The organism is Pseudomonas sp. R11-23-07, from assembly GCF_003852295.1.
Taxonomy (GTDB): Bacteria; Pseudomonadota; Gammaproteobacteria; order Pseudomonadales; family Pseudomonadaceae; genus Aquipseudomonas.
Genome location: NZ_CP027761.1, coordinates 1,223,496 through 1,248,301, shown reverse-complemented (window position 1 = coordinate 1,248,301; position 24,806 = coordinate 1,223,496). Strand labels below are relative to the sequence as shown.

The 24,806-nt window shown below is 61.7% G+C and carries 22 protein-coding genes; 5 read left to right on the top strand and 17 right to left on the bottom strand.

The features are described 5' to 3' along the window. Positions 1 to 32: 32 nt before the first annotated feature. The 7 genes from C4J84_RS05510 to C4J84_RS05480 form a co-directional block, all read right to left on the bottom strand. Entirely contained in the window at positions 33 to 1,259 is a 1,227-nt protein-coding gene (locus tag C4J84_RS05510) for a hypothetical protein (protein WP_256681384.1), read from the bottom strand. Between the two features lie 65 nt (positions 1,260 to 1,324). Beyond that, positions 1,325 to 2,050, bottom strand: coding sequence for a molecular chaperone (locus C4J84_RS05505; protein ID WP_124403208.1), 726 nt, complete (start codon positions 2,048 to 2,050; stop codon positions 1,325 to 1,327). 25 nt (positions 2,051 to 2,075) lie between these two features. Beyond that, on the bottom strand, positions 2,076 to 2,585 hold the full coding sequence (locus C4J84_RS05500) for a CS1 type fimbrial major subunit (RefSeq protein WP_124435035.1): 510 nt from the start codon (positions 2,583 to 2,585) through the stop codon (positions 2,076 to 2,078). Further along, complete coding sequence (locus tag C4J84_RS05495; protein ID WP_124365973.1) at positions 2,585 to 3,322, bottom strand: molecular chaperone; 738 nt, start codon at positions 3,320 to 3,322, stop codon at positions 2,585 to 2,587. The genes C4J84_RS05500 and C4J84_RS05495 overlap by 1 nt, the downstream gene beginning before the upstream one ends. Before the next feature lie 11 nt (positions 3,323 to 3,333). Beyond that, positions 3,334 to 4,530, bottom strand: coding sequence for a hypothetical protein (locus tag C4J84_RS05490; protein ID WP_124435034.1), 1,197 nt, complete (start codon positions 4,528 to 4,530; stop codon positions 3,334 to 3,336). A gap of 35 nt (positions 4,531 to 4,565) precedes the next feature. Then, entirely contained in the window at positions 4,566 to 7,091 is a 2,526-nt protein-coding gene (locus C4J84_RS05485) for a CS1-pili formation C-terminal domain-containing protein (protein WP_124369777.1), read from the bottom strand. 122 nt (positions 7,092 to 7,213) lie between these two features. After that, on the bottom strand, positions 7,214 to 7,705 hold the full coding sequence (locus tag C4J84_RS05480) for a CS1 type fimbrial major subunit (RefSeq protein WP_124369776.1): 492 nt from the start codon (positions 7,703 to 7,705) through the stop codon (positions 7,214 to 7,216). A gap of 517 nt (positions 7,706 to 8,222) precedes the next feature. Here C4J84_RS05480 and C4J84_RS05475 point away from each other — a divergent pair. Together C4J84_RS05475 and C4J84_RS05470 are read left to right on the top strand one after the other, a co-directional pair. After that, positions 8,223 to 8,771 (top strand): PadR family transcriptional regulator, encoded by a 549-nt coding sequence (locus C4J84_RS05475; RefSeq protein WP_124369775.1) that lies wholly within the window; start codon positions 8,223 to 8,225, stop codon positions 8,769 to 8,771. Then, the gene (locus tag C4J84_RS05470) at positions 8,768 to 9,535 is read left to right on the top strand and encodes a siderophore-interacting protein (protein WP_124369774.1); all 768 of its coding nucleotides are present in this window, start codon (positions 8,768 to 8,770) and stop codon (positions 9,533 to 9,535) included. Before C4J84_RS05475 ends, C4J84_RS05470 begins: the two co-directional genes overlap by 4 nt. 134 nt (positions 9,536 to 9,669) lie before the next feature. On the opposite strand, the gene C4J84_RS05465 is transcribed toward C4J84_RS05470, so the two are convergent. Both C4J84_RS05465 and C4J84_RS05460 read right to left on the bottom strand, forming a co-directional pair. After that, entirely contained in the window at positions 9,670 to 10,287 is a 618-nt protein-coding gene (locus C4J84_RS05465; RefSeq protein ID WP_124369773.1) for a Pr6Pr family membrane protein, read from the bottom strand. A 4-nt stretch (positions 10,288 to 10,291) separates the two neighbouring features. Further along, the gene (locus C4J84_RS05460) at positions 10,292 to 10,525 is read right to left on the bottom strand and encodes a VF530 family DNA-binding protein (RefSeq protein WP_024073644.1); all 234 of its coding nucleotides are present in this window, start codon (positions 10,523 to 10,525) and stop codon (positions 10,292 to 10,294) included. A gap of 169 nt (positions 10,526 to 10,694) precedes the next feature. Between C4J84_RS05460 and C4J84_RS05455 the strand changes: the two genes are divergently transcribed. Beyond that, on the top strand, positions 10,695 to 12,713 hold the full coding sequence (locus C4J84_RS05455; protein WP_124369772.1) for a TonB-dependent receptor: 2,019 nt from the start codon (positions 10,695 to 10,697) through the stop codon (positions 12,711 to 12,713). 441 nt (positions 12,714 to 13,154) lie between these two features. Further along, a complete protein-coding gene (locus tag C4J84_RS05445; protein WP_124369770.1) occupies positions 13,155 to 15,572 on the top strand; it encodes a glucose/quinate/shikimate family membrane-bound PQQ-dependent dehydrogenase in 2,418 nt (805 codons plus the stop codon). Positions 15,573 to 15,653: 81 nt separating this feature from the next. On the opposite strand, the gene C4J84_RS05440 is transcribed toward C4J84_RS05445, so the two are convergent. The 8 genes from C4J84_RS05440 to C4J84_RS05405 all read right to left on the bottom strand — a co-directional run bounded on the left by C4J84_RS05440 (position 15,654) and on the right by C4J84_RS05405 (position 23,470). Next, complete coding sequence (locus C4J84_RS05440) at positions 15,654 to 16,829, bottom strand: PotD/PotF family extracellular solute-binding protein (protein WP_124369769.1); 1,176 nt, start codon at positions 16,827 to 16,829, stop codon at positions 15,654 to 15,656. Continuing rightward, entirely contained in the window at positions 16,826 to 17,800 is a 975-nt protein-coding gene (locus C4J84_RS05435) for a GTP-binding protein (RefSeq protein ID WP_124369768.1), read from the bottom strand. The genes C4J84_RS05440 and C4J84_RS05435 overlap by 4 nt, the downstream gene beginning before the upstream one ends. A gap of 111 nt (positions 17,801 to 17,911) precedes the next feature. After that, the gene (locus tag C4J84_RS05430) at positions 17,912 to 18,214 is read right to left on the bottom strand and encodes a hypothetical protein (protein ID WP_124361460.1); all 303 of its coding nucleotides are present in this window, start codon (positions 18,212 to 18,214) and stop codon (positions 17,912 to 17,914) included. 13 nt (positions 18,215 to 18,227) lie between these two features. Continuing rightward, complete coding sequence (locus tag C4J84_RS05425) at positions 18,228 to 18,977, bottom strand: SDR family NAD(P)-dependent oxidoreductase (protein WP_124435033.1); 750 nt, start codon at positions 18,975 to 18,977, stop codon at positions 18,228 to 18,230. A 137-nt stretch (positions 18,978 to 19,114) separates the two neighbouring features. Then, a complete protein-coding gene (locus C4J84_RS05420; protein ID WP_124435032.1) occupies positions 19,115 to 19,876 on the bottom strand; it encodes an SDR family NAD(P)-dependent oxidoreductase in 762 nt (253 codons plus the stop codon). A 10-nt stretch (positions 19,877 to 19,886) separates the two neighbouring features. Next, positions 19,887 to 21,227, bottom strand: a complete 1,341-nt coding sequence (locus C4J84_RS05415; protein ID WP_124435031.1) for an MFS transporter — start codon at positions 21,225 to 21,227, stop codon at positions 19,887 to 19,889. A gap of 22 nt (positions 21,228 to 21,249) precedes the next feature. Further along, positions 21,250 to 22,128, bottom strand: coding sequence for a polysaccharide deacetylase (locus C4J84_RS05410; RefSeq protein ID WP_003234086.1), 879 nt, complete (start codon positions 22,126 to 22,128; stop codon positions 21,250 to 21,252). Further along, positions 22,121 to 23,470 (bottom strand): amidase, encoded by a 1,350-nt coding sequence (locus C4J84_RS05405; RefSeq protein WP_124369764.1) that lies wholly within the window; start codon positions 23,468 to 23,470, stop codon positions 22,121 to 22,123. Before C4J84_RS05405 ends, C4J84_RS05410 begins: the two co-directional genes overlap by 8 nt. 345 nt (positions 23,471 to 23,815) lie before the next feature. Here C4J84_RS05405 and C4J84_RS05400 point away from each other — a divergent pair, with 345 nt between their 5' ends. Then, on the top strand, positions 23,816 to 24,805 hold the full coding sequence (locus C4J84_RS05400; protein WP_124369763.1) for a GntR family transcriptional regulator: 990 nt from the start codon (positions 23,816 to 23,818) through the stop codon (positions 24,803 to 24,805). Position 24,806: the final 1 nt, after the last annotated feature.

The following is a 24,806-nucleotide window of genomic DNA, read 5'->3' as shown; positions in this document are numbered from 1 at the left end:
CCACTGCCGGTCACTGTTTCACCCGCAGAGCATTACACCTCGGAGTCCCAGATCACCGTGACCATGCCCGAATAGGTACTGCCCGGCCGCTTGAGCATTTCGGCCACGTCATCCCTGGTCACCTCAAAGTGCAGGGTGCCTGGCCGATCATTGACGTAATAGCGCGGATGGAACAGCTCGGTACCGATGCCGTCGAGGCGCAAGGGGCGACGGCTGACCGCCTGATCGTCCTGACCGGCCAAGCCATAGGGCAGGCTGACGGCAACCTGCACGGGTACCTCATCGCCATTGTTATTGCGCAAACCACAGGTATTGCCTGCAATAACGGAGCATTCAAGTTGCATCTTGAAACGCGAACTGGCGGCGATCACAAAGGTTTGATCGCGGAACAGCCGCGACGGCGTACGTCCATGATTGAGCCAGTTTTGCCACCCCCCCTGGGGGACCAACTCGATGCGGTTACCCCCCGGAGGGATATCGACCTTGAGGGCATGTACCACACTCAGGACAAAATTGAGCGTCACCCTGTCGATATTGGGGCTCAGTTCATCCCCCATATCAAAGTCCATGCCCCTGCCAATGGTGTAAGACAACGCGCCACGGTACTCACCGGTCTGCATGGTCAACGGGTTGGGGGTACGCAGTTCATACGCATAGTCGAGCCCGCTCCAGCGGAAGTGAGGAATCGTCACCGACGGCGTCCTTGCACATGCCCCTGCGCCCTCGGGCGTCAGCCAGAAAAACTGGGCATAGGCGAGAGCCGCCACGAGAAAGTTGGTACTCACGCAGGGAGCCGGGGCGGACTGCCACGCCGACTGCCAGGGCACCCCTGGGCGCGCCCAGGCACTCACCCCCGGCGGATAGGACATATTCCAGCCGCCACCGACACCGGCAATGCGCATCTGCACGATTTCTGTGTCGCCGGACCCGTGGACCACCTCCACATCCCGCCAACTGGAAGGCACTGTGAGCATGAAGCCTTGTCTCGGGTCTTCATGGTTCGCTTCAATCCCCGTTCCCGTAACGAACGCAAGCTGTGGAAGCCTGAGACTGAAAATACCCAGTTGCTTGCAACGGGCCGCCATCCACTGAGCGCAGACGCCCGCCTGGGGCGTTTTATTCTCAAACTGGTTGACCATCGGGTTGGATGGATCGGGAACGAACGTCGCCCGGATCTCCTGATCCGCAGCCTGTGCAGGCCACGAAAATACACTGGCTGCCAGCATCAGCGCGACGGATAGTTTTTTGCGTATGGGCATGACGTTACCTACTTTGTTATTCACCTGACCGAGGCCGACACGTACAGGTACTGGGCCGCGACGATTCAGCCCTTTACTTCCACAATCCTGTCAGTCCCGCCTTCCACCACATGAAAGCGGTACACGCGCCCGGCCTGTTTCTCGAAACTGAACACCCGCCCCGGGAAGATGTGGTTTTTGGTAGTGGGTGCACAATCGGTTCGATTGCTGGCCGAACAGTCCTTGAACTCATCCACCACCACCACCGTGTTGCCGGCGTTGCGCAAGGTGTAGTTGCGGCCACCGTTTTCGATCCGAGTGTCATAACGGCTGTCCTTGGGCCGCACGAAAAATACCGTGCCGTAGCCGGCCATCACCCGCACGCCGCCCGCGATCTTGTCCTCATAAGCCTTGCGCTCCTCTTCCGTGGCCAGGAACTCGTCGTCTTTCTCCGGCGCTACGGGCAGGTAGCGCACCCGGAAGTAACGCTCGCGGTCACGTTCGCCCATAAACACAAAACGCGTGTTCTGCATGCCGGTGGCCGGCACGATCAGGCGCGCCGGGCTGGCGATCAGAGCGTCCGACTGGTTCTTGATCGGGACTTCGTCATACGTGCCGTCAGGCTTGTAGAGCATCTCGGTCACGTTGATCTTGACGAAGGCGGTACTGGTGCCGCCATTGAATATGCGCTTGAGGTAGTTGTTTTTATCGCCACTCAAGTAGTCGTAAAAATCCCCGACATGAATGGCCGGCCCGGCCTGGACATTGACGGACCACAGGCAGCACACCAATACAGCAGATAGATATTTCATAAGCACCTCGCTAAATCGCTCGACATCACGGCCTCACCGCATCAAACAGCAGATGTACGCTGCCAAAGTATTCACCCGGCGTATAACCGCCCTCAGGCTCTACCGCGGCAATCTCCAACAACACCCGTTTACCGGCACGGGCTTCGGCTTCCGGCACCACCAGGGTTTCGTCCAGGCTCAACACCTGGCCGTTGAAGGTGACGTTCAACGCAATAGAACGAGGGCCGTTGGACAGGACGGGCGCCTGGTTCAGGCGCGCCGCAATGCCGCCGCCGCTGTTCTTCACATCGAAGTGTTCACGTAGCGGTTTAAGGGTGCCCGGCACCAGTTGCCAGGCCATTTCCTGCTCACGCTCCAGGAATCCGGGGTGGATCGGCAGCACATAAAAGTCGCGGGTGGGAATGGTCACCGACACGTCGAAGACCTGCACTTCGCGAATGGCCAAGGCCTGGGCACTGAGCAACACCCCGATCACCAGCAGCAACATCCCCAGGACTTTGCGGAATTTGCCCGCATGGGCTCTCTCAATGACCATCAGCCTTTGACCTCATGTGTGTTTTTCTCGCCGCCCTCGATCAAGGTAAAGCGGTAGGTACGACCGGCCTGCTTGGTAAAGCTGAAATCGCGACCGGGCAGGATGTGGCTCTTGGTGGTGGGCTGGCAGTCCTGGGGTTCAGCGGTGGAGCAGTCCTTGAACTCATCGACTACTACTACGCTGTTGCCCGCGTTGCGCAACCCGTACTCGCCCTCACGCTCTTCGGTGCGCGTGTCAAACCGAGTGGTTTTGGGGCGCACGAAAAACACCGTGCCGAATCCCGCCAACACCGTGACGCCTGCCGACAGGCTGTTTTTGTAGGCCTCGCGATCGTCGCTGGAGACGCCAAACTCATCGTCTTTTTCGGGCATTACCGGCACGAAGCGCAGGCGAAAATAGCGTTCGCTTTCGCGCTCGCCCAGGTACAGCAAGCGTGTGCTCTGCATGCCATTGGCCGGTACGATCATGCGCGCCGGGGTGGCCATCAGACCGTCGCGGGCGGTGTTGTCGGCGTTGCTCTTAAGCTCCACTTCCTCAGACGTGCCGTCAGCGTTGTAGACAATTTCCATCACCGCGACCTTGATAAACGCCGTGCTGTCGCCGCCATTGAACACGCGCTTGAGGTAGGTGGATTTATCGCCGTCGAGGTAGTCGTAGAACACCCCGACATTGATATTCGGCGCGGCCTGTGACAGCGGCAGCCAGCAGAGCGCGCACAGCGCGAATAGATGTTTCATGGACATATACCTCAAAGCTCCGAATCCCAAACGACCGTCACCTGCCCCGAATAGGTGGTGCCTCCCTGCGCCACCATCGTGTCGGCATGTTCTTTCTTGACCTCAAAATGCAGCGTTCCCGGGCGGTGATTGACGTAGAACCCTGGCTGGAACTCCTCGGTACCAGCACCGCTCAAGAACAAAGGTTGACGATCAACGCTGGAGCCATCGGGACGAGTCAGGCCGTGGGGAAGGCTTACGCTGATATCCAGGGGGACCTTGTGGCCGTCACCGTTTTTCAAGGCGCAGGTGTCGCCGATTACACGCTCGCACTCCAACTGCATCTTGAAACGCGACGACACGTAGATGTTGAAAGTCTGATCGCGGAACAACCGCGCGGGTTTGCGGCCCTGGTTCAACCAGGTTTGCCAGCCGCCCTGAGGGACCAACTCAATACGATTACCGCCCGCAGGAAGCTCGACCTTAAGGGCGTGCTCCACGTCCAGAACGAAGTTGAGCGTTAATACGTTGTCGTCGGGCAACATGACGTCACCCATGTCGAAGTCCTGGCCAGGGCCGATCAGAAAACTATGAGTCCCCTCATAAGTGCCCGATAACATACCCAGAGGGTTCGGTGTGATCAGTTCATAGGAAATACTCAAGTTCGAGTATTTGAAATCAGGGAGGATGTGCGTAGGGCGCTTGAAGCAAACACCAGCGCCTGGAGGTACCCGCCAGAAAAACCCGTAATAGTAAGCGTTGCCATACCCTACGCCGCCATATTGACACGGGGATGGAGCATTGACCCAGTTGCCCCCCTCCCATGTACCCTCATGCAGTGGCTGCGTCTGCTCATGGGCTCCGCCTATACCGCTGACCCGCAACAGAACCTGCTCTGTATGCCCCTTTTCCCGGTGTCGGACAGTCACTGCCGTTAACGAAGAAGGGACTTGGAACATCGGCCCGTTACGTATCTGGTCCAAAGGCTGAATCGGAACGACGGCGTTGAAGTTGATCGGAAAATTGATGCTGAACACCCCATTTTGACAATACGTCGGGTGATCACGGCAATACCCTCCAGGCGGCGTGGTGTTCTCAAACTGGTTCACCATCGGGTTGCCGGGATCCGGACGGAACACTGCCGTGATCTCTTCAGTAACGCCTGACGCCGACGAGCTGAACAACAGGGCCGCTGCCACGGCCACAACCTGACTAAACAGTGCGCTCATGGTTTTCATGCTGAGGGATGGTCTCGTCATGACATTCAACCAGCGGTCTGAGCGTTAAGGGTGGAATCGGCCAAGGTGTCCGGCGTGCAGCGCAGATCACCAATCATCAGCACATTGTTTTCGCTGGGCGCTTTGGACGGATCAAGACGGAACTGGCACAGCAACTGATTGTTGTGGCGCACCTCCAGGGTCGGCGAGCTGGCGTTCATCTCCAGGGAGAAGAAACCATCCACTTCACTCACCCCACGGGTGGCGTGGTTGATGACGTGATGGCCCTTGAGCGGTTTGCCCTGCGGGTCGACCAGGCGCCCGAGGACGGTCACGGTTTGCATCACGTTGACCTTGAGGTATTCCACCCCGCCCTTGTTCAGGTGGTAACTGACACGGTGCGGCTGGATCGAGGCCGAAGGCGCGTGGTTACCCTCGAAGTCAAACGTCACCGCGCCACCCTTGTAGGCCGTGATCGGGATAAAATTGCGCCCAATCCGCAACGGGGTGCTGCCGCCACTGAAGTCATCGGCGCGCAGGGCGATGTCGTCGATATCGGTCTCGACGTCGACAATCATTCCCGCGCCGGTACCGGAATACTGGCTGGTGAGGACCATCTTCTGGCGGCCGAGGGCGAGGGTGCTCTCCAGGTTCAAGCCACCGCTCAGCTCATTGTTGAACGACGATTGCTGCACAAACGCATCGCCCTGCAGGGCGTCGGTTTCAAAGCTGGCCATGCCCGACATGCCGATGCCGTAGGTGTCGGTAATTGCCGTGGCCGAGACGCTTTGCAGCAGGTGATCTTGCAGGTCTTTGCGATAGGTCACAGAGGCGTTGTTATCGCGTGAGCCGTCCCGGGCGGTGCGCGTCCCGAGGCTGGCGGACCACTGTTCACCCGGGCCGCCAAGGGCCAGGCTGACACTCAGATCGACGCCGCGATTACGCTTGTCGCCAGTGCTGGCACTGCCCGGCCGGTCATACAAGGACAAGCGCCAGTTGGCGTCGCTGCCAAACAGATGGGTGCGCTCGCTCCAGCCCAGGTCCAGGCCAACGCCTTCTACGTTACCTTCGGTGTGGGACAGTCTGGCACTCACCGAACGCAAGTTACTGAGCCGGTGATTCAGGGAAATCGAGGAGTTACTGGTCTGGCCGACAAACACATTCACCTGGCGAATGCGCGTGCCATCGGGCAGGTATTCGTAGGTGTTGCGGGTGTCCAGCCAGCTGCGGGTATGGTTAAACACCACCGTACCGGCGCCATAGTTATAGAGCCCGTTGAGGTCGACACCGGTGCCGTAGTTGTCGGTCTGGTAGACGTTGGCGTACACGCTGGCGGAGCTGGCCAGCGTCCAGTCGATGGAGGTGCCGTATTGCATGCGGTCTTTAACCTGGCGCCCCGAAACGCCCAACACCACGCGCGGGTGGGCCAGGTAGTTGAGGGAAACGCCAGCGGTCGTGTCGCCACTGGACTGTTCATCCCAGTTGCTGAGCAACTTGCTTTCCTGGCCGGCAAATACGTTATAGCGCCAGCGGTCATCGTTGTTACGCCAGTTGCTGGGCTTGTAGACCAATTCCTGGGTGGTGTTAGTGACCTGGCCGTCTTCTATCAGGCGCACTTCGACCTCATAGATCCCGCCGGGCAACGGACGTGTGTCCAGGTTCTGCAGGCCACTGGTGACGGGCTGGGTGTTGATCAACAGGCCATTGCGATAAATCTCCACCGAACCCTGGCGGTTGGCGGTAATGGCAATCGGATAGATGCTGGCCTTGGGGTTGTTGATCATCAAGGTGTCGGAGCTGCCGTACATCACGCCGATGGCGGTGTCGGGGCTGGCGCCGAAGGTGCGCAATTGCCGGGTGAGACCTTCGGCATTGGGCGTGAAATAGCCCAGGCGCAGGAACTGGCCTTCCAGTTCGCGCTGGGTGTAGAGCGAGTACACCGCATGGTTGAGGGCGTCGTTATCGGGGCCGCCGAGGCGCGAAAACTGCGCGTTCAACACCTGGCTCCAATTGCCCAGGCTGCTGCTGGCGTCAATCCCAAAACGCCCGCCCGTGTCCTGGCCCTGGCCGCCGTTAAGGTTCAGTTGGTTACGCACAATCAGGCCTGCGCTGCCCTCGTGGGGAAGCTCGTGGTAACGCCGGCTTTCGGTGTCGCGCTCGGCGTTCTCGGTCAGCAGTGAGACCAGGGATTTTTCCAGGTTGTAGTGCACGGCCAGCAACTGGTCGGGGCAGTTACTCTCGCAGGCGCCCAGTGGCACTTGCTGCTTGAGGTACTCGGCCCAGCGCTCACGTTCATCGTCCTTGACCGGGCTTCCTTCATGGTCGTTAAACGAAAGAAGGGTCAGGGTGTCTTCACGAGACAAGACAATCATTGCCTCCCCTACGAACTCTTGGTCACGCTCAACTCGAACCGCCAGGGGCACATCGAAAAAGTGCTCTTCAAAGTCCGCCGGCAAACCCTTGGCCTGAGCCAGCAAACTGCGCGGTGTTGTGCCATCGGCCACTGGAGCAGCTAACGCACCCGCACAAAACAACAGGGCAAGCGCTGCCGCGATGGGAGTCATCGGGAACATGAACGGAATACTCTGAATACGGATTTTCAACACAATAAAGGCCGATCAACCGACAGGGACACTGCCTGTTGATCGGTAATCGCTACCCAATAAAACGACGCTTACGGGTCAACTTATTGCGCTCACAGGGTGACGCGAGGCTCGTGGTCGAAGACCACGGTGAAGTTGGTGGTGAAGAGACCCGCATCCGTGTCGGCAGGTTTGGCTGGAACAATAACCAGGTCAGCCTGGGTACCTGGAGTGGAACTGGCATCATCGACAACTTCCAGCGGCGAGCCGGTCAGGGTGACGCCGTTGAAGGAAGTGGTCAGGGCAATGGACGCAGTGCCGTTGCTCAGGGAAGCTGGACCGCCTTCGATGTAAGCCTTGACCGAACCGTCGGTATTTTTTACCGCGTAGGTTTCGCGCAGGCTGCTCAGGTTACCGGTCACAGTGTTGTAGGTCATGGTCTCATCGCGACCGAAGTCCGGGTTGAGCGGTTGTGCATGGAACTGTTTGGTAGGAATGGTTGCCTTGATGTTGATGACGCTGGTGGCTTCACCGGCGGCAAAGACGCTGGAAGAACCGAAGGCCAACATAACCAGTGGCAGTACGAAAGCAGTTTTCTTAAGCATTATTAGGTACCTGTATATCGCTTTAATTGAGTTGAAAGCCCGATCAGCTTGCAACTTTCTCACGCATTTAAAGAGCACAGCTTTGCAAGATCCGACTGTGTCTTAGGACGCAGGCATATCTTCCACCGAATTAAAATCAAAGTAAGCCAGAGCCTTCTCTAAAGCATGTAGCCATAGGCCATATGGCCAGTGAGACAAAAACAAAAAAGCCAAATAATGCCATCAGCACCTGTAATACATGTCCTACAAAGACACTATAAACTCATGACTTTCGCGCGCTAAAAACCCGGACTGTCAGAAACGTATTACATGGCGATATAACGAGGCTTAATTAAACATCTAATTAGAGTATTAACTCAATCTTTTAATCCTGGCTTAGTTTTTTAATAACTCGGTATGTTAGTCGTTACCAGTCCGTCATCGCCTTTGGCGGCCGCCGAACCGCTCATCGGAGAAGGCCTTTACGCAGGATAAGATATATCTTAAGTTGTATCTTGATTTTTCAGAGAGCACGACAATGAAAGACCCTCACTCGCACCGCGCAACCGGTAGCGGCCGCGACATCTTTGACAAACGCTCCAGCCGCGAACGGGCCGAGCGTGGCCCGCGCGTCTTTGCGCCGGGTGATCTGAAATTGCTGCTACCGGCGCTGATCGCCGAAATGCCCTGCCACGGCTACGACCTGATCCGCCGGATCGAAACCCTGTTCGACGGCGCCTACAGCCCCAGCCCCGGGGTGATCTACCCCACGCTGACCTTTCTCGAAGAAAGCGAATTGATCACGGGCGACGCCGAGGGCGGAAAAAAACGCTACACAATCACCGATGCCGGTCGTCTGTTATTGAGCGAACAGGCGGTTGCCCTCGAAGGCATTCGCATGCGCATGGACGTAAGCAAACGCTCGCTGCGCGGCCACGACCGGCCACCGGAAATCCACGAGGCGGTGCACAACCTGCGCCATGCCTTGCATTCGCACCACGGGCGCTGGAGCCCGGACGAAATCACGCGTGTCGCGGCGCTGCTCAACCGCACCGCGCAAGCCATTGCCGACGGGAAAGACCAATGAACACACAAGCCATTCATCGCGTGACCCACGAAGTCAAACGCCGCCGCCTGCAGGTACTGCGGGTGGTGGACATCACCCCGCGCATGCGCCGCATTACGTTGGGCGGCCCGGAACTGGCGGGCTTTGTCAGCCTGGGCAGCGATGATCACATCAAGCTGCTGTTCCCGCAGAACGCCGCCGAACAAGCGGCCCTGGAAAGCCCGACGTTCACCATCAAGGGCGACGGCCCACAACCGGCGATGCGCGATTACACGCCACGGCGTTACGACCTGAGCATTGGCGAACTGGATATCGACTTCGTGCTGCACGGCGATGGCCCAGCGTCCACCTGGGCCGAGCAGGCGCAAGTCGGCCAGCACCTGTATATCGGTGGGCCACGAGGTTCGATGATCGTGCCGGATATCTTCGACAGCTACCTGCTGATCGGCGATGAAACCGCCCTGCCCGCCATCGGCCGGCGCCTGGAAGAACTGCCCGCCGGGCGCAAGGTGCTGGCGGTGATCGAAATTGCCGATGCCGCAGAGCAGCAAGTGCTGGAGAGCGCGGCGGATGTCGAGATTATCTGGGTGGTGCGCGGCGAGGCAGACCTGCTTGAGGTCGTGCGCAACCTGACGTTGCCCGGCGGAAAGTTGTACAGCTTTGTCGCGACCGAAACCAAGCTGTCGCGCCAGGTGCGGCGGGTGTTGCTGGATACGCACAAGGTCAATGAGGAGTTCTTGAAGGCGGCGGGCTACTGGCGTGCGGAAGGCAGCGAAGAAGATTAACCCTGAACTCGGTCAAAACTGTGGGAGGGGGCTTGCTCCCGATGGCGGTGGATCAGTAAATAAATTTGTTCTGACACACCGCCATCGGGAGCAAGCCCCCTCCCACACTGACTGTGCCCACTTTAGATCGTGGGTCACCTTTTCAGGCGGTTATCCAGCCCCACTACCGCCAACGCAATGACGATAAACCCCAGCAAAATCCCCCCGGCATTCAAGAACACCTGCGGGTAACCCAGGCTGCCCACATCCATGAACGGGTATTGATACTGCCCCAGCAAATGCCCGCGCAACAGCACATAGGCGAAGTACACCAGGGGGTAAACCACCCACCCGGCAATGTGCTTGAGGCGCAAGGTGCCCTTGGGCACGCACCGCCACCAAAAGATCAGAAACAGCACCGGCATCACGTCGTGCAGCAATTCATCGGCAATGAATTGAAAGCCCTCGGGGCTCCATAAGTGCCGCAGCAACAGGTTGTAGGCCAGGCTTACCACGACAATGCTCGCGGCAATACCACTGCTGATACCCGGCGCGAGGAAAAACCGCTTGCCGGCCGATTCGCGCTTGACCAGCCAATAGCTCAGCACCACGACGACCAAGGTATTGGTCAGTACCGTGAAAAAACTGAAGAAACTGATCAATCCGCCCAGCAAGCTGGCACCGCTGGACCAGCGCGAATACAGAATCAGGTATTGCTGAATCGCCAGCCCCACCCAACCGGCCAACGCGGCCGCTGTCACAAAACGCTTCACGGGCTCAGTCCAGCGGGCGTTTGGTGCGCATCAGCTTGACGTACAAGCCTTCAACTTTTTCCCGCGCCCATGGGGTCTTGCGCAGGAAGGTCAGGCTCGACTTGATGCTGGGATCGCTCTTGAAGCAGCGGATATCAATGCGTTCGGCCAGGCCTGCCCATTCGTAGTGTTCCACCAGGGTAGTGAGGACGTGTTGCAGGGTCACGCCGTGAAGTGGGTCGTTGCTTGTCGCGGTCATGCCGGGCCTTTTGCGAGAGAGAAAACACAGCCGCGCACCTTAGCGGACGGGGCGTACCGGTGGAAGCACTGCATTGAATATAGCCCGTCGGTAAAAGTTCCCCTTTTCAGCGAAAAAAGAGATGTTATATTGTAACGATACTTATCAAGATCCTGCCAAGGAATGTCCGATGTCGCTCTCCTGTCTCTGGCGCCTGTCGCCCCTCGCCGCCGCCCTGCTGATCTGCTCCGAAGCCCACGCCCTGGAACTGCCATCGCAAATCATCACTGGCAATCCCCTGGGCAGCGCGCAACTCGCCTCGCCCACCACCGTGCTGGAGGGCGACGACCTGACCCTGCAACAAAAAGGCAGCCTGGGCGAAACCCTGAACAAACAGCCGGGCGTATCGTCTTCGTACTTTGGCCCCGGTGCCAGCCGGCCGATCATCCGTGGCCAGGACGGTGACCGTATTCGCCTGCTGCGCAACGGCGTGGGCGCGCTGGATGCGTCATCACTGTCCTATGACCACGCCGTGCCGCTGGACCCGATCAACGTCGAGCGCATCGAAATCGTGCGCGGCCCGGCGGCCTTGTTATACGGCGGCAGCGCCATCGGCGGGGTGGTCAACACCTTCGACAACCGCATCCCCACCGCAGCCATCGAGGGCATCCACGGTGCCGGTGAACTGCGCTACGGCGGTGCCGACACCACGCGCAGCAGCGCGGGCAAGCTGGAAGCCGGCGACGGCACCTTCGCCTTGCACCTGGACGCCAACGCGCGGGAGTTCAACGACCTGAAAATTCCAAGTGATGCGCGCAGCCGTCATGCGCCCGAAACCGACGCAGGCCCCGGCAAAAACGGTCGCCTGGGCAACAGCGATGGGCGCCAGGATGGCGGCGCGGTGGGTGGGTCCTACACCTGGGATGATGGCTACGCGGGCCTGTCCTACAGCAACTACGACAGCAACTACGGCTCGCCCGCCGAGCAGGACGTGCGCATCCGCATGCAACAGGAGCACTACGCGTTCGCCTCCGAAATCCGCAACCTGCAAGGCCCGTTTACCTCGGTGAAAATCGACGCAGGCTACACCGACTACCAGCACCGCGAGATCGAAGGGGGCGAGACCGGCACCACCTTCAAGAACAAAGGCTATGAAGCCCGCGTGGAAGCCCGCCACCAGCCCATCGGGCCATTCGACGGCGTGGTCGGCGCGCAAGTGACCCGCAACGAATTTTCGGCCCTGGGCGAAGAAGCCTTCGTGCCCCAGACCGATACCAACGCCGGCGCACTGTTCATTCTTGAGCAGATGCACGCCACCGAGCGCCTCACCCTCAGCCTCGGCGGGCGCCTGGAACATACCAGCGTTGACCCGGATGCCAAGGGCAATGCGCGCTTCGCCAATGCCGACAAGGCCAATGCCTTCACCGCAGGCAGCCTGTCGTCCGGCGCGGTCTACAGCCTGACGCCGATCTGGTCGTTGGCCGCCACCCTGGGCTACACCGAGCGCGCCCCGACGTTCTACGAGCTGTACGCCAATGGTGCTCACGTCGCCACCGGCACTTATGAATTGGGCGACGCCAACCTGTCGAAGGAAAAAGCCGTGTCCAGCGACCTGGCCCTGCGCTTTGACAATGGCATCCACAAGGGCAGCTTTGGCGTGTTCTACAGCCGCTTCTCCAACTACATCGGTTTGCTCGGCACGGGGCGTACGTTGAACGATGAAGGTGAAGAAGACGCAGGCGGTATTCCCGAGTACACCTACTCCGGGGTACGCGCACGTTTCGCCGGCTTCGAAGCCCAGGATCACTGGAAACTTGGCGAAAGCGCCTACGGCAAGTTCGCCCTGGAGCTGTCGGGCGACTACACGCGTGCAACCAACCTGGACACCGGCGAAGCCCTGCCGCGCATTGCGCCGCTGCGCTTGAACAGCGGTTTGCTATGGGAGCTGGATCGCTGGCAGGCGCGCATCGACGTAGAACATGCCGCCGGCCAAGGGCGCGTGCCGAGTAACGAAAGCGGCACCGATGGCTATACCACCCTCGGCGCGAGCGCGGGTTATCACTTCAACGTCGGCAGCAGCCAGTGGCTGGCGTTCGTCAATGGCGAAAACCTGACCAACCAGACCGTGCGCTACGCCAGCTCGATCCTGCGCGATATTGCGCCGGCGCCGGGGCGCAGCGTGCAAGTCGGCATCCGCACCACTTTTTAAACCGCGCCGAAAATCCCCTGTGGGAGGGGGCTTGCTCCCGATAGCGGTGCGCCAGTCGGCACATTAAATGACTGACCCACCGCCATCGGGAGCAAGCCCCCTCCCACACTGTTTTGCCGCGACACTGAGTCACTGTTACCAAATCTGAAATGATGCATCTTGCGATTCACCCTTTCTCTAAACGCCCCGCCGCATTATCCTTCGCAACAACCTGAAACGCTTCACCCCCCGGTCTGACCCCATTTGCCGAATCTTCCCTTCACGCAAAGACAGCGCTGTCTTAAATCGACCTGCGCCTGGGGGTTTATTGCCCGCCTGTGGATAACCGAGTTATCCACAGAAAAAACCAAAAATAACGCTGAACCAAGCCCGCGCCGAATCGTCATCTACAGTGAGTGAAGCACGGGCTTACATAATTCCAACGTAACGGAGAAACACACTATGAGCACTGATGGTGCCTCAAGCCCAAGCCGCCTGCTGCCCAGGTTGCTAGGCGTCTTGCTGCTGATCATGGGGCTGGCCTTGCTGGCCGGTGGGGTCAAGCTGAGCATGCTCGGCGGCTCGCTGTATTACCTGCTGGCCGGTATCGGCATCGCCTTGACCGGCGTTTTGCTGCTGGCCACCCGCCGCGCTGCGCTGGGCCTGTACGCACTGGTGCTGTTCGCCAGCACGGTGTGGGCGCTATGGGAAGTCGGCTTGGACTGGTGGCAGTTGGTGCCGCGCCTGGCCCTGCTGTTCGCCTTGGGCATCGTCATGTTGTTGCCATGGTTTCGCCGTCCGTTGCTGCGTGGTCAAGCCGCGCCGTTGGGCACCGGCGCCCTGAGCGTGGCCGTGGTGCTGGCGGGCGCTGCCGCCCTGGCCAGCCAATTCACCAACCCCGGTGAAATGGTCAAGACCGGCCAACTGGACCGCGATGCGGTGCCGGGCATGGCCAGCGCTGCACCTGCCCAGGCCGATGGCGACTGGAATTCGTACGGCCGCTCGGCCTTCGGCGACCGTTACTCGCCACTGGCCCAGATCACGCCGGAAAACGCGCACAAGCTGGTGCCGGCCTGGACCTTCCGTACCGGTGACATTCCGGGCGCAGGCGATCCCGGTGAAACCACCGCGGAAAACACCCCGCTGAAAGTCAACGGCATGCTGTACGTGTGCACCCCGCACAGCCAGGTGATTGCCCTGGACCCGGACACCGGCAAGGAAATCTGGCGTTTCGACCCGAAGATCACCACCCAGGGTGCCGAGAACTTCAAGGGTTGGGCGCACATGACCTGCCGTGGCGTGTCGTATCATGATGACGCCGCCTACGCCTCCGAGCAGAGCCCGACTGGCAGCGCCAGCCCGGCCGCCGCGCCGACCGCCTGCCCGAAACGCATCTTCGTGCCGACTGCCGACACCCGCCTGATCGCCCTGAACGCCGACACCGGCAAGATGTGCGAAGACTTCGGTGACAAAGGCCAGGTCGACCTGCGTGCCAATATCGGCACCTTCGCCCCAGGCGGTTACTACTCCACCTCGCCACCGGCCGTGACCAAAAATCTGGTGGTGATCGGCGGTCACGTGACCGACAACGTCTCCACCGACGAGCCAAGCGGCGTGATCCGTGCGTTCGACGTGCACACCGGCAAGCTGGTGTGGAACTGGGACAGCGGCAACCCGGACGACACCACCCCGTTGGCCGAGGGCAAGACCTACACCCGCAACTCGCCGAACATGTGGTCCATGTTCGCCGTGGATGAAAAACTCGGCATGCTCTACCTGCCGATGGGCAACCAGATGCCCGACCAGTACGGCGGTGACCGTACCGATGACTCCGAAAAATACGCTGCCGGCCTGACCGCCCTGGACATCGACAGCGGCCACGTGAAGTGGACCTTCCAGTTCACCCACCACGACCTGTGGGACATGGACGTGGGCGGCCAGCCTTCGCTGATCGACATCAAGACCGCTGACGGCGTCAAGCAAGCGGTGATGGCGTCGACCAAGCAAGGCAGCATCTACGTGCTGGACCGTGCCACCGGCCAACCGGTAGTGCCGATCAATGAAATCCCGGTACCACAGGGCGCCGTTGCCGGCGATCGCACCTCCCCTACCCAGCCGAAGTCTGACCTGAACTTCATGCCGCCGCCGTTGAAAGAACGCGATATGTGGGGCGTGACACCGTTCGACCAGATGCTGTGCCGGATCGACTTCAAGTCGATGCGCTACGACGGCCCGTTCACGCCGCCGTCGCTGCAAGGCTCGATCGTCTACCCAGGTAACTTCGGCGTGTTCGACTGGGGCGGCATCTCGGTTGACCCGGTCCGCCAGATCGCTTTCGTGAACCCGAGCTACATGGCGTTCAAATCGAAACTGATCCCGGCCGCCGATATCGCCAAGCAAGGCCCACGTGTCAGCGAAACCCAAGGCGTACAGCCGAACAAAGGCGCGCCGTACGGTGTGATCCTCGAAGCGCTGCTCTCGCCGCTGGGCCTGCCGTGCCAGGCGCCAGCCTGGGGTTACGTGGCGGCGGTCGACCTGACCACCCACCAAACCATCTGGATGCACAAGAACGGCACCGTGCGTGACAGCTCGCCGGTTCCGATCCCGCTGACCATGGGCGTGCCAAGCCTGGGCGGTACGTTCACCACTGCAGGTGGCGTAGCGTTCCTGAGCGGCACCCTCGACCAGTACCTGCGTGCCTACGACGTAAAAAACGGCAAGCAACTGTGGGAAGGCCGCCTGCCTGCAGGCGCGCAAACCACCCCGATGACCTACACCGGCAAGGACGGCAAGCAATACGTGCTGGTCATGGCCGGCGGTCACGGTTCCCTGGGCACCAAGCAGGGTGACTACGTGATGGCGTTCAAACTGCCGGATTAAGTAAACCCGGCGGTAAAACAAAGGCGGCTACCTGATGGGTAGCCGCCTTTTTTGTGCACGCCTGATAAGCCGTCGTGGGTTTTACAGGCAACGTGCGCGCATGAAATCGCCCCAACGGCGCACCAGGTAGTTGTGCTCGTCCATCACCGAGTTCCACACCGCAATGTGCCCCATGCGCTGCTCATAGGAGCCGCCGTCGCGCACCTCGCCGATGTCGATCAATGGCAAGCCATCGCTGCCCGACAGCTCTTCACGCGCAGGCTTGCCGGCGTACCAGTAATCCCACTCCGCGCTGCTCAGATGATCGCGGGTACGCGCCGGGTTACCGATGTAGTAACCCTGGCGCGCCATCACCGCCCCAGGCCAGCCGGACAACCACCAGTTCAGGTAGGCATAGGCCGCATCCAGCACCGGCCCCTGGGCATGGCGCGACAACGACAAGCCGCCGAACCAGGCGCGATAGCCTTCGCGCGGCACGGCGAGCCGGTATTTCACCCCGGCACGGTGCAGGCGCATCAAGGTCGGCGACCACAGGCTCTGGATGTCGATGCTCGGGCTGAGCATCAATTGCGCGGCTTCTTCGTCGTCCGACCAGAACGCCGCAAAGTGCCCCTCCTTCTGCTTGCGCACCAGGATCTCGGCCAGCACATCGATCTCCTCGATGCTCATGTTGCCGATGTCCCGGAACTGCGCCAGCCCCGCACCCTGCACGGCGAGCGCGGCATCCAGGGCACCGATGGCGGCGTCGCTTTGCAGGGCGGTGCGCGCGCGCCACGCCGGGTCGAGCAGCCAGCCCCAGCTTTCGTTGCCGTGGCAGAAACCTTCGGGCAAACGCTCGGGGCGATAGGCAAAACTGTCGGCGTTGTGGGTCAGCGGCAGCATGCTGATGCGCTCGGTTACGCTGCTGCCGAGGCTGCCGTCGTGCTGCACGAACAGCCGCTCACTCGGCACGCTGCCACTGCCCAGGCGGTCGTTGGGCGAGAGTCGACCGCGCTTGGGCAAGTCGTTGATCTCATGCCACAGCGCGATGCGCCGCGTGTCGATCGGCTGGATCGCCCGCGCCGGCCACACAAAGTCGACGTTGTGGAACCACTGGTCGTAGAGGTCGTAGCTGTCCGGCTGCATCACCGCAATACGCTGGGCTTGTTCCACATCATGCACCTGGTACACCAGGCGAATGCCCAGCTCCTGCTCGGCCCGCACGCGCAGGCATTCGAGCAAGGTCACGGAGGTGCCGAGCACGCGCAGTGTGATCATGCCGCGAACCGCCGCGCGAACACGTCGAAGGAACGGCGCAACAGCGCGGGGTCGAGGCCGCGCAGGATAAACACCAGGCGCGACTGGCGCTCAGTGCCAGGCCAGGCAGGCAAATGCACCGGGGCATGCAGGCAGTGCTGTACACCATGGATGACGATGGGGGCCGAGCTTGCGTTCACGTTGAGCAGTCCTTTGACGCGAAGGATTCGTTCGCCGTGGCATCTTAGCAGCATCGACAACCACACCCCGAACCCGACCCAGTCCAGCGGTTGCTCGAAAGTCAGGCAGCACACCTGCGCCGCGCCGTGGTTGGCGGTGGCGGGTTGATGCAGTTGCCAGCGACTGACCTCGACGGCGGGCTCGGTGCCGCGCACGCCCTCGCCGAGCAGCAGTTGATCGCCGCTGTGAATCGCCTGGGTATCGAGGATCAACGTACCGCCGTTGAGGGCGTGCAGGTGCTCGCGCAGCGCGGCGCAATCGTCGACCAGGTCGGTCTTGCTCAGCAACAGCCGGTCGGCCGCCGCCACCTGGGCCAGCCACTCCGGGTGCAGGCGTTCCTGCAAGGCGGCATGGCTGGCATCGACCAGGGTGATCACCAGGCCGATATGAAAACGCCCGCGCAGTTGCATGTCGTTGTTCAGCGTGGCGAGGATCGGCGCCGGGTCGGCCAGGCCGGTGGTTTCCAGGATCACCCGTTTGAAGGCCGGGATTTCCCCGCGTTCACGGCGTTGCAACAGGCCGAGCAGTGCGTCTTTCAACTCGCCGCGAATCGAGCAGCACACACAGCCGCTGGGCAGCAGGACGGTGTCTGGTGCGACTTCCTCCACCAGCAGATGATCAATGCCGACATCGCCGAACTCATTGATCAGTAGCGCGGTGTCGCCCAGGCTTTCGCCCTGCAACAGGCGCTTGAGCAAGGTGGTTTTGCCGCTGCCGAGGAAACCGGTGATCACATTCAGAGCAATGCTCATATTTACCTCCGCCCCCTGTAGGAGCGAGCTTGCTCGCGAAAAACCCGAGAGCGCCAGGTACATCCAGACAACACGCGTTAGGGTTGACGTTTTTCGCGAGCAAGCTCGCTCCTACAGTGGGGTGTTTTCCAGGTGGTCAAGTAGACGCGGGTCAAGGGGATCCAGCGGGCGGCCGAGCATGGTTTCGGCCGCCTGCCAGAGTTGATCCAGGCCGCTGGCCAGGGCCTGCTTGCCGGTCGCGCCGAGCAACAGGTACGACGCGCCCTGGAAATCCTCGACCTTGAGCCGAAACACCGCCAGCACCTGGTTGATCGCCGCGATCCGGCGCAGGCGCTCGCGACGCCTGGGCAGTGCATCGCCCAAGGGGTCGCTCCAATGCAAGTCTTCGCCGAGCAGGCCGCAGAGTCCGCACATGGCTAAGCCCCGCTCATGGCATGACATCGCCGGCGTTCGGGCCGAGGGTCTGGCCGACGAACAGGTTACCGCCCGGGGTACTGGCCAGCAGCACGGCGGTGGGCGCGACTTCGTCCGCCAGGCCGAACCGGCCCAGAGGCAGCTCGGCGGCCTTGGCGCGTTTCCAGCTGTCGCTGATGCCGCCCACCAGCGGGGTTTCGATCGGGCCTGGGGCGATGGCGTTGACCAGCACATTGTCCTTGGCCACTTCCAGGGCCAGGGACTTGGTGAAGCCGATCACCCCGGCCTTGGCCGCGGCGTAGTGGCAAAGCTCGGCACCGCCCTTGATGCCCAGTTGCGAGGCAACGTTGATGATCCGCCCCCAGCGCTGCGCGAGCATATGCGGCAAGGCGCGCTGGCTGGCGATGAACACGCTGGTGAGGTCGACCCGCAGCATGTCGTTCCACATCTCGAGGGAGAGATCGACGCAACGCGCCTGGGTCAGCATGCCGGCATTGTTGACCAGGATGTCGATCCCGCCGAACTGCTCGACGCACCGGTCGACGCTGGCCTGGGCGCCTTCGACGGTACCGACATCGGCCAGGCACTCGAACACCTCGGCACCCAGGTTGCGACAGGTGATCGCGACTTCGGCCAGGCTCGCGGCGTTGCGGTCGGCCAACACCAGGCGAGCGCCCTCGACCGCGTAAGCCTGGGCAATGGCGGCACCGATGCCGCTGCCGGCCCCGGTGATGACGGCGCGGCGGTTAGTCAGTTGCTTCATACAAAAACTCCCGAAAAAACACAGTTCCCCTGTGGGAGGGGGCTTGCTCCCGATAGCAATGGCCCAGACAAAACATCAGTGACTGACCCACCGCTATCGGGAGCAAGCCCCCTCCCACATTTTTCGATTGAGTACGTTCAGTCAGGCCAGCGCACGGTCAGGCCGCCGTCGATGATGATGCTTTGCCCGGTCACGTAGCTCGATGCATCACTGGTCAAGAACTGCACCAGCGACGCCACTTCATCCGCCCGCCCTACCCGACCCAGCGGGATTGCCTTGGCAGCCTTGGCCAACCCTTCAGGCCCCAGCGAATTCTTCGCATCCAATGACTGCGGCGTCTCGATCAACCCCGGGATCACCGCATTGCAGCGAATGCCCCTGGCCGCCAGTTCCACCGCCAGCGAACGACACAACCCCGGCACCCCGGCCTTGGCCGCCGCGTAATGGCTGTGTTCCTGCCAGCCATACACGCCGCCGGCAATCGAAGAAATCGCTACCAGCGCGCCGCCTTCGGTCATATGCCGGGTCGCCGCGCGGAAGGTGCGCATCACCCCCGTGAGGTCGATATTGAGCATCTCATCCCACAACGCATCGCTCATTTCCAGCAACGGCGCGCGACGCAACAAGCCGGCATTGGCCACCGCGTAATCGAGGCGCCCGAAGTGCTGCACCGCCTGCTCGGCCATGGCATCCACCGAGGCGCTGTCGCCCACGTCCAGCGCGACCATCAGGCACTCTCCACCGGCTGCTTCCACCAGGGCAACCGTGCTGTGCGGATCATGGGGATCGGCCGGGTAATACCCGCCCACCACCGCCACGCCGCTGCGCCCGTAGGCCACGGCAAGGGCTTGGCCGATGCCGCTGGCGGCACCGGTAATCAAGGCAACTTTACGGCTCATCGAGAACTCCTTACTGAACGGTTTCCGGACGCACATGGCGCGCGGCAAACATCAACGCGCCGGACAAGAAGCACGGCAGCGCGCCGAACCACAGCGCGGCCGTCTGCCAGTCGCTGCCGGCGGACAACACCTGGGTGGCGCCAAACCCGGCCAACACGGCGCCAATCGGGCCCATGGCATGGATGATTGCGCCACCGGTGGCGCGGATGCTGGTGGGGAAACTTTCGCTGATGAAGAACAGCGCTGCCGAGTACGGCCCGATCAGGAAGAACAGGCCCAGGCTGTACAGCCCGACCACCATCGGCATGTTGCTCGGCCCGAACAGCATCCCGGCGAATGCCAGGCCGCCGAGCATCCAACCCAGGCCGATCACGTTGCGCCGCCCGATCTTGTCGCCCATCCAGCCGTGGCTGAGGTAACCGCAATAGCCCACCAGGTTCGACAGCACGAGGATGATCAGCGAGTTCTCGAACGAGATGTGGTGCACGCTGACGATCACCGAGGTACCCAGCACGCTGAACACCTGGATCGCCGCCCAGTTGAGCAACAGCGCGGCGCCGATCACCAGGGTGGCGCGCCGCGCCGGGCCCCGGAATGCAGCCTTGAGGCCCGCCTTGCTGTGTTCGTCATAATCCACGCCGTAGGTCGCGGCGACGTTCTGCGCCTCGCTCACCGCACCGCGTTTACGCAGTTGGCTGATGCGCTGGTGAATCTGGAACTGCGGGCTTTCCTTGAGCTTGCGCGCCATGATCGCGATCACGATGGCCGGGATCGCGGCGAAGACGAAGCAGCCCTGCCAGCCGATAATCGGCAGCAGCAGCGCGGTCAACCCCGCGGCGATCAAGGCCCCGACCGGCCAGCCGCCTTGTACCAGGCTGTAGATGAAGCCGCGACGCTTGGTCAGCTTCGGATCTTGCGAGGCGCCGTACAGCTCACTCAGATACGTCGCATTGACGGTTTCCTCGGCATACCCCAAGCCACCCAGCGAGCGAATCAGGATCAGCGGTGACTTGCCCCACGCCCCGCCAATCGCGGTGAGCGCCGAGCACAGTGCGGAGCCGGCCACGGTCAGAATAATCCCCTGGCGGCGCCCCAGTTTATCGACGACGGGACCGATGGCGAACGCGACCACCGCCGTACCCACCGCCACCCAGGTCGCGATTTGCGCCTGCTCCACTTCCCCCCAGCCAAAGTGCCGGCCGATCTCCGGCAGCAAGGTGCCGAACAGGATGAAGTCATACACCGCGAACACCCAGGCGAAGAACGCGATCCAGGTGGCGAAGCGCACTTCCTGGGACGTCAGTTGGCGGGGTTTCCAGCCAGTCAGGTCAAGCTTGTTGTAGATAGACATGGAGCGCGCCTCGGGGTGGGGGTCAGGTGCGGGGTTGACGGCGGATAAAGTCGTCGGCGATTTCATCGAAGGTGACGAAGCGCACACCGGCATGGCTCTGGATGTGTTCGATCAAACGCTCAAGCATCAGCAGCACTTGCGGGCGGCCGGACACGTCGGGGTGGATGGTCATGGTGAACACCGCGTGTTCATGTTCGCGGTAGACCCAGTCGAACTGGTCGCGCCACATTTCTTCCAGGTGACGCGGGTTGACGAAGCCGTGGCTGTTGGGGGCTTTCTTGATGAACATCATTGGCGGCAGGTCGTCGAGGTACCAGTTGGCCGGGATTTCCACCAGGTCGGTTTCCTCGCCGCGCACCAGGGGTTTCATCCAGGTGTCGGGGTGCTGGCTGTAGTCGATCTTGGTCCAGCTATCGCCCTTGCGCACGTAGTAGGGATGGAAGTCGTTGTGCATCAGGCTGTGGTCGTACTTGATGCCTTTCTTCAGCAGCAGCTCGTTGGTGACTTTGCTGAATTCCCACCACGGCGCGACGTAGCCGGTGGGGCGCTTGCCGGTGACCTGGGTGATCAGTTCGATGGATTTATCGAGGACGATTTCCTCCTGCTCGGCGGTCATCGCGATGGGGTTTTCGTGACTGTAGCCGTGCACGCCGATTTCATGGCCGGCGTCGGCCACGGCCTTCATCTGCTCGGGGAAGGTTTCCATCGAGTGGCCGGGGATAAACCACGTGGTGCGCAGGCCGTAGCGCTCGAACAATTTGAGCAGGCGCGGCGCGCCGATTTCACCGGCGAACAGGCCGCGGGAGATGTCGTCCGGCGAGTCTTCGCCGCCGTAGGACCCGAGCCAGCCGGCGACGGCGTCAACGTCGACGCCAAATGCACAGAGGATGTCTTTAGCCATGGTGTGTCTCCTTAGGGTTGAGGGCGGTTTCGACCGACAGCGCGGCCCTGAGCAAGCGCGCGTCTTCGCCGCAAGGGGCGCTGAGCAGCAGCCCGGTGGGCAGGCCCAGGGCATCGCGGCCGCTGGGCAGGCTGACGCCCGGCATGTCGAGCAGGCTGCCGGGCATGGTCAGGCGCAGGGTTGCCAGGTTGGTGCTGACGAACAATTCGTCGTCGGCCTCCAGCGGCGCCAGCGCCGGGGCGACGTGAGCGACGGTCGGGGTGATCAGCAGAGCGCCGTCGAGGTCGTCGCTCAGTTGGTTCTGCAGACGTCTGCGGGCGTCGGTCAGGTGGATCAGTTGGCTGGCTGGCAAGCCGCGCGCGGCTTCGAGGCGGCGACGCACGCGGGGGTCGAGCTGCTCGGCGTCAGGGCTGTCGAGCAGGGCCTGGTGCAGGGCGAAGGCTTCGAAAGCGCCAAGCCAGCCGTGCTGCCGGATCAGGTCGAGGGCGGCCTGGAAGGCGGCGCAGGGGCGCAGGTCGATCAACGCGCCGGCAGCCTTGAGCTGGTCCACCGCGCGCAGCAGGTTATCGCGCACCGCCGGTTCAATGCCTTCCAGCGCGCCTTGCTCGAGCACGAAACGCTGGCCCTTCAGGCTGCGGGCAACGTGGGTTTGCGCACGGCCATGGAGCAGGTCGTCGATGGCCAGCGCATCGCGCACGCTGCGGGTCAGCGGGCCGAGGCTGTCGAGGCTGCGGGCCAATGGAAACACGCCGTCGCGGCTGTAGCGGCGGCAGCTACTGCGGTAGCCCACCACGCCATTCAGGGCGGCGGGAATGCGGATCGAGCCAGCGGTGTCGGTGCCCATGGCAATCGGCACGATCCCGGCTGCCACGGCCACGGCCGAACCGGATGACGAACCGCCGGGAATCCGCGGCTGGTCGCTGCTGTTGGGGTTGTGGGGCGTGCCGAAATGCGGGTTCAGGCCCAGGCCCGAATACGCCAGCTCACTGAGGTTGGTCTTGCCCACGCTGACCATCCCGGCGCGGCACAACAGCCCCACGCTTGGCGCATCGAGCAAAGCGGCCGGCGCCTCGCGGCGATAAGCGGCGCCTGCGGTGGTGATGCTGCCGGCCACGTCAAACAAGTCCTTCCAGGCCAGGGGCACACCGTCGAACACACTCAGCGGCTGACCGGCACGCCAGCGCGCGGCGGACGCTTGCGCCTCACGCAAGGCACGCTCGGTGCACAGCGAGATGAACACGCTGGGCGCCGTGCTCGCGCGGGCAAGCGCTTGTTCGAGCACTTGCACCGGGTCGCTGCGACCGGTGGCGAACGCTTCGGCCATTGACGTGGCGTCTGACATGAAGATCACCTCATAAAACGTATATATTTATAAAATGTACGTTTTGTAGAGGCAGCTTTCGTGCCAGTCTCTTTGTGTGTCCGCGCGTATTATTTCGGCTTTTCGCCAATATCCACGGGATAGAGGCTTTTGTAAGAAGCAAAATATTTGAAGGTCAGCGGTGGGTCTGCCCTTCAATGAAATAACGTATCTTTAATTAATACATACATTTTGGTGCAAAAAAGTAACAACCCGGTGCCAAAGGCCCCAAAAAAGTGCCACCGACGTGGCGCGGAGTGACAGGCCCATCTATGAGAGAATCCCCAGCCATCGTCACGCCCTAGCACTCATGACCCAGAGAAGCAGATGAAACCAGTGTCCGCCCCGGCATCCCGTTACGCGATGATTCACAAGGTAATGCGTGACGCAATCGTCAACGGCACCGCGCGCCACGGGCTTGTGCTGCTGGAGGCGCCGCTGGCCGAGCTGTTCGGCACCAGCCGCGTGCCGGTGCGCAAGGCGCTGGACCTGCTGCACGATGAGGGCCTGATCTGCCGCTTCAACGGCCGTGGCTACCTGATCAATCCCGAAGGCCTGGCCGTGGAGCCGCTGCGCCTGCCCCTGAGCCACGCGCACCTGGGCCTCAACGGCGACGACGAACTGGTGGACACCCGGCCCCTGGGCGAGCGGATCGTCGAGGAAATCGGCGCAGCACTGTCCACCTGCATCGCCTTTGGCCATTACCGCCTGGACGAACAAGCCGCCGCCGACCACTACGGCGTCAGCCGCGCCGTGGTCCGCGAAGCGCTGATGCGCCTGCGCGACCGTGGCCTGGTGGAGAAAGAGCCCTACTCCCAATGGTTGGCCGGGCCGTTGACCGCGCGGGAAGTCACCGAAGACTACGAACTGCGCGCCTGCCTGGAACCCGAGGCCTTGCGCCAGAGCGCGCCGGGCCTCGACCGGGAAGTCCTCGAAGCCATGTTGCAGCGGGTCACGGCGGCCCAGCAGAACCCGCAATGCAGCCTGGAAGCCATCGAGCAGATCGAAGAGGACTTGCACCAGCGCTGCCTGGCCGGCCTGCAGAACCGCAAGATCGCCGCGCTGATCCGCCAGGGCCAGAGCCCGATGATCATCAGTCGGATTTTCCATCGATTGCTGGGAATCGGCGCCGATCCGGCCATGCTCGCCGAACATCGCCTGATCCTGGAGCTTTTGCTCCACGGCGCCTTCGATGCCGCCGCGCTGAACCTGCGCGAACACCTGCAACGGGCGCGGCAGCGAATGTTGCAGCGCTTGAAGGTGCTCTCGGTACTGCCCGAGCAGCCACTGCCGGCCTACCTCCACAAAATCAGCTGAC

Bases quoted from the DNA above. Each gene is read 5' to 3' on its own strand.
- C4J84_RS05430 (WP_124361460.1), bottom strand. From the start codon at position 18,214: ATGTGCGGACTCTGCGGCCTGCTCGGCGAAGACTTGCATTGGAGCGAC.
- C4J84_RS05500 (WP_124435035.1), bottom strand. From the start codon at position 2,585: ATGGTCATTGAGAGAGCCCATGCGGGCAAATTCCGCAAAGTCCTGGGG.
- C4J84_RS05485 (WP_124369777.1), bottom strand. From the start codon at position 7,091: ATGTTCCCGATGACTCCCATCGCGGCAGCGCTTGCCCTGTTGTTTTGT.
- C4J84_RS05455 (WP_124369772.1), top strand. From the start codon at position 10,695: ATGTCGCTCTCCTGTCTCTGGCGCCTGTCGCCCCTCGCCGCCGCCCTG.
- C4J84_RS05435 (WP_124369768.1), bottom strand. From the start codon at position 17,800: ATGAGCATTGCTCTGAATGTGATCACCGGTTTCCTCGGCAGCGGCAAA.
- C4J84_RS05420 (WP_124435032.1), bottom strand. From the start codon at position 19,876: ATGAGCCGTAAAGTTGCCTTGATTACCGGTGCCGCCAGCGGCATCGGC.
- C4J84_RS05480 (WP_124369776.1), bottom strand. From the start codon at position 7,705: ATGCTTAAGAAAACTGCTTTCGTACTGCCACTGGTTATGTTGGCCTTC.
- C4J84_RS05410 (WP_003234086.1), bottom strand. From the start codon at position 22,128: ATGGCTAAAGACATCCTCTGTGCATTTGGCGTCGACGTTGACGCCGTC.
- C4J84_RS05510 (WP_256681384.1), bottom strand. From the start codon at position 1,259: ATGCCCATACGCAAAAAACTATCCGTCGCGCTGATGCTGGCAGCCAGT.
- C4J84_RS05505 (WP_124403208.1), bottom strand. From the start codon at position 2,050: ATGAAATATCTATCTGCTGTATTGGTGTGCTGCCTGTGGTCCGTCAAT.
- C4J84_RS05475 (WP_124369775.1), top strand. From the start codon at position 8,223: ATGAAAGACCCTCACTCGCACCGCGCAACCGGTAGCGGCCGCGACATC.
- C4J84_RS05495 (WP_124365973.1), bottom strand. From the start codon at position 3,322: ATGAAACATCTATTCGCGCTGTGCGCGCTCTGCTGGCTGCCGCTGTCA.
- C4J84_RS05425 (WP_124435033.1), bottom strand. From the start codon at position 18,977: ATGAAGCAACTGACTAACCGCCGCGCCGTCATCACCGGGGCCGGCAGC.
- C4J84_RS05445 (WP_124369770.1), top strand. From the start codon at position 13,155: ATGAGCACTGATGGTGCCTCAAGCCCAAGCCGCCTGCTGCCCAGGTTG.
- C4J84_RS05440 (WP_124369769.1), bottom strand. From the start codon at position 16,829: ATGATCACACTGCGCGTGCTCGGCACCTCCGTGACCTTGCTCGAATGC.
- C4J84_RS05470 (WP_124369774.1), top strand. From the start codon at position 8,768: ATGAACACACAAGCCATTCATCGCGTGACCCACGAAGTCAAACGCCGC.
- C4J84_RS05415 (WP_124435031.1), bottom strand. From the start codon at position 21,227: ATGTCTATCTACAACAAGCTTGACCTGACTGGCTGGAAACCCCGCCAA.
- C4J84_RS05490 (WP_124435034.1), bottom strand. From the start codon at position 4,530: ATGAGCGCACTGTTTAGTCAGGTTGTGGCCGTGGCAGCGGCCCTGTTG.
- C4J84_RS05460 (WP_024073644.1), bottom strand. From the start codon at position 10,525: ATGACCGCGACAAGCAACGACCCACTTCACGGCGTGACCCTGCAACAC.
- C4J84_RS05400 (WP_124369763.1), top strand. From the start codon at position 23,816: ATGAAACCAGTGTCCGCCCCGGCATCCCGTTACGCGATGATTCACAAG.
- C4J84_RS05405 (WP_124369764.1), bottom strand. From the start codon at position 23,470: ATGTCAGACGCCACGTCAATGGCCGAAGCGTTCGCCACCGGTCGCAGC.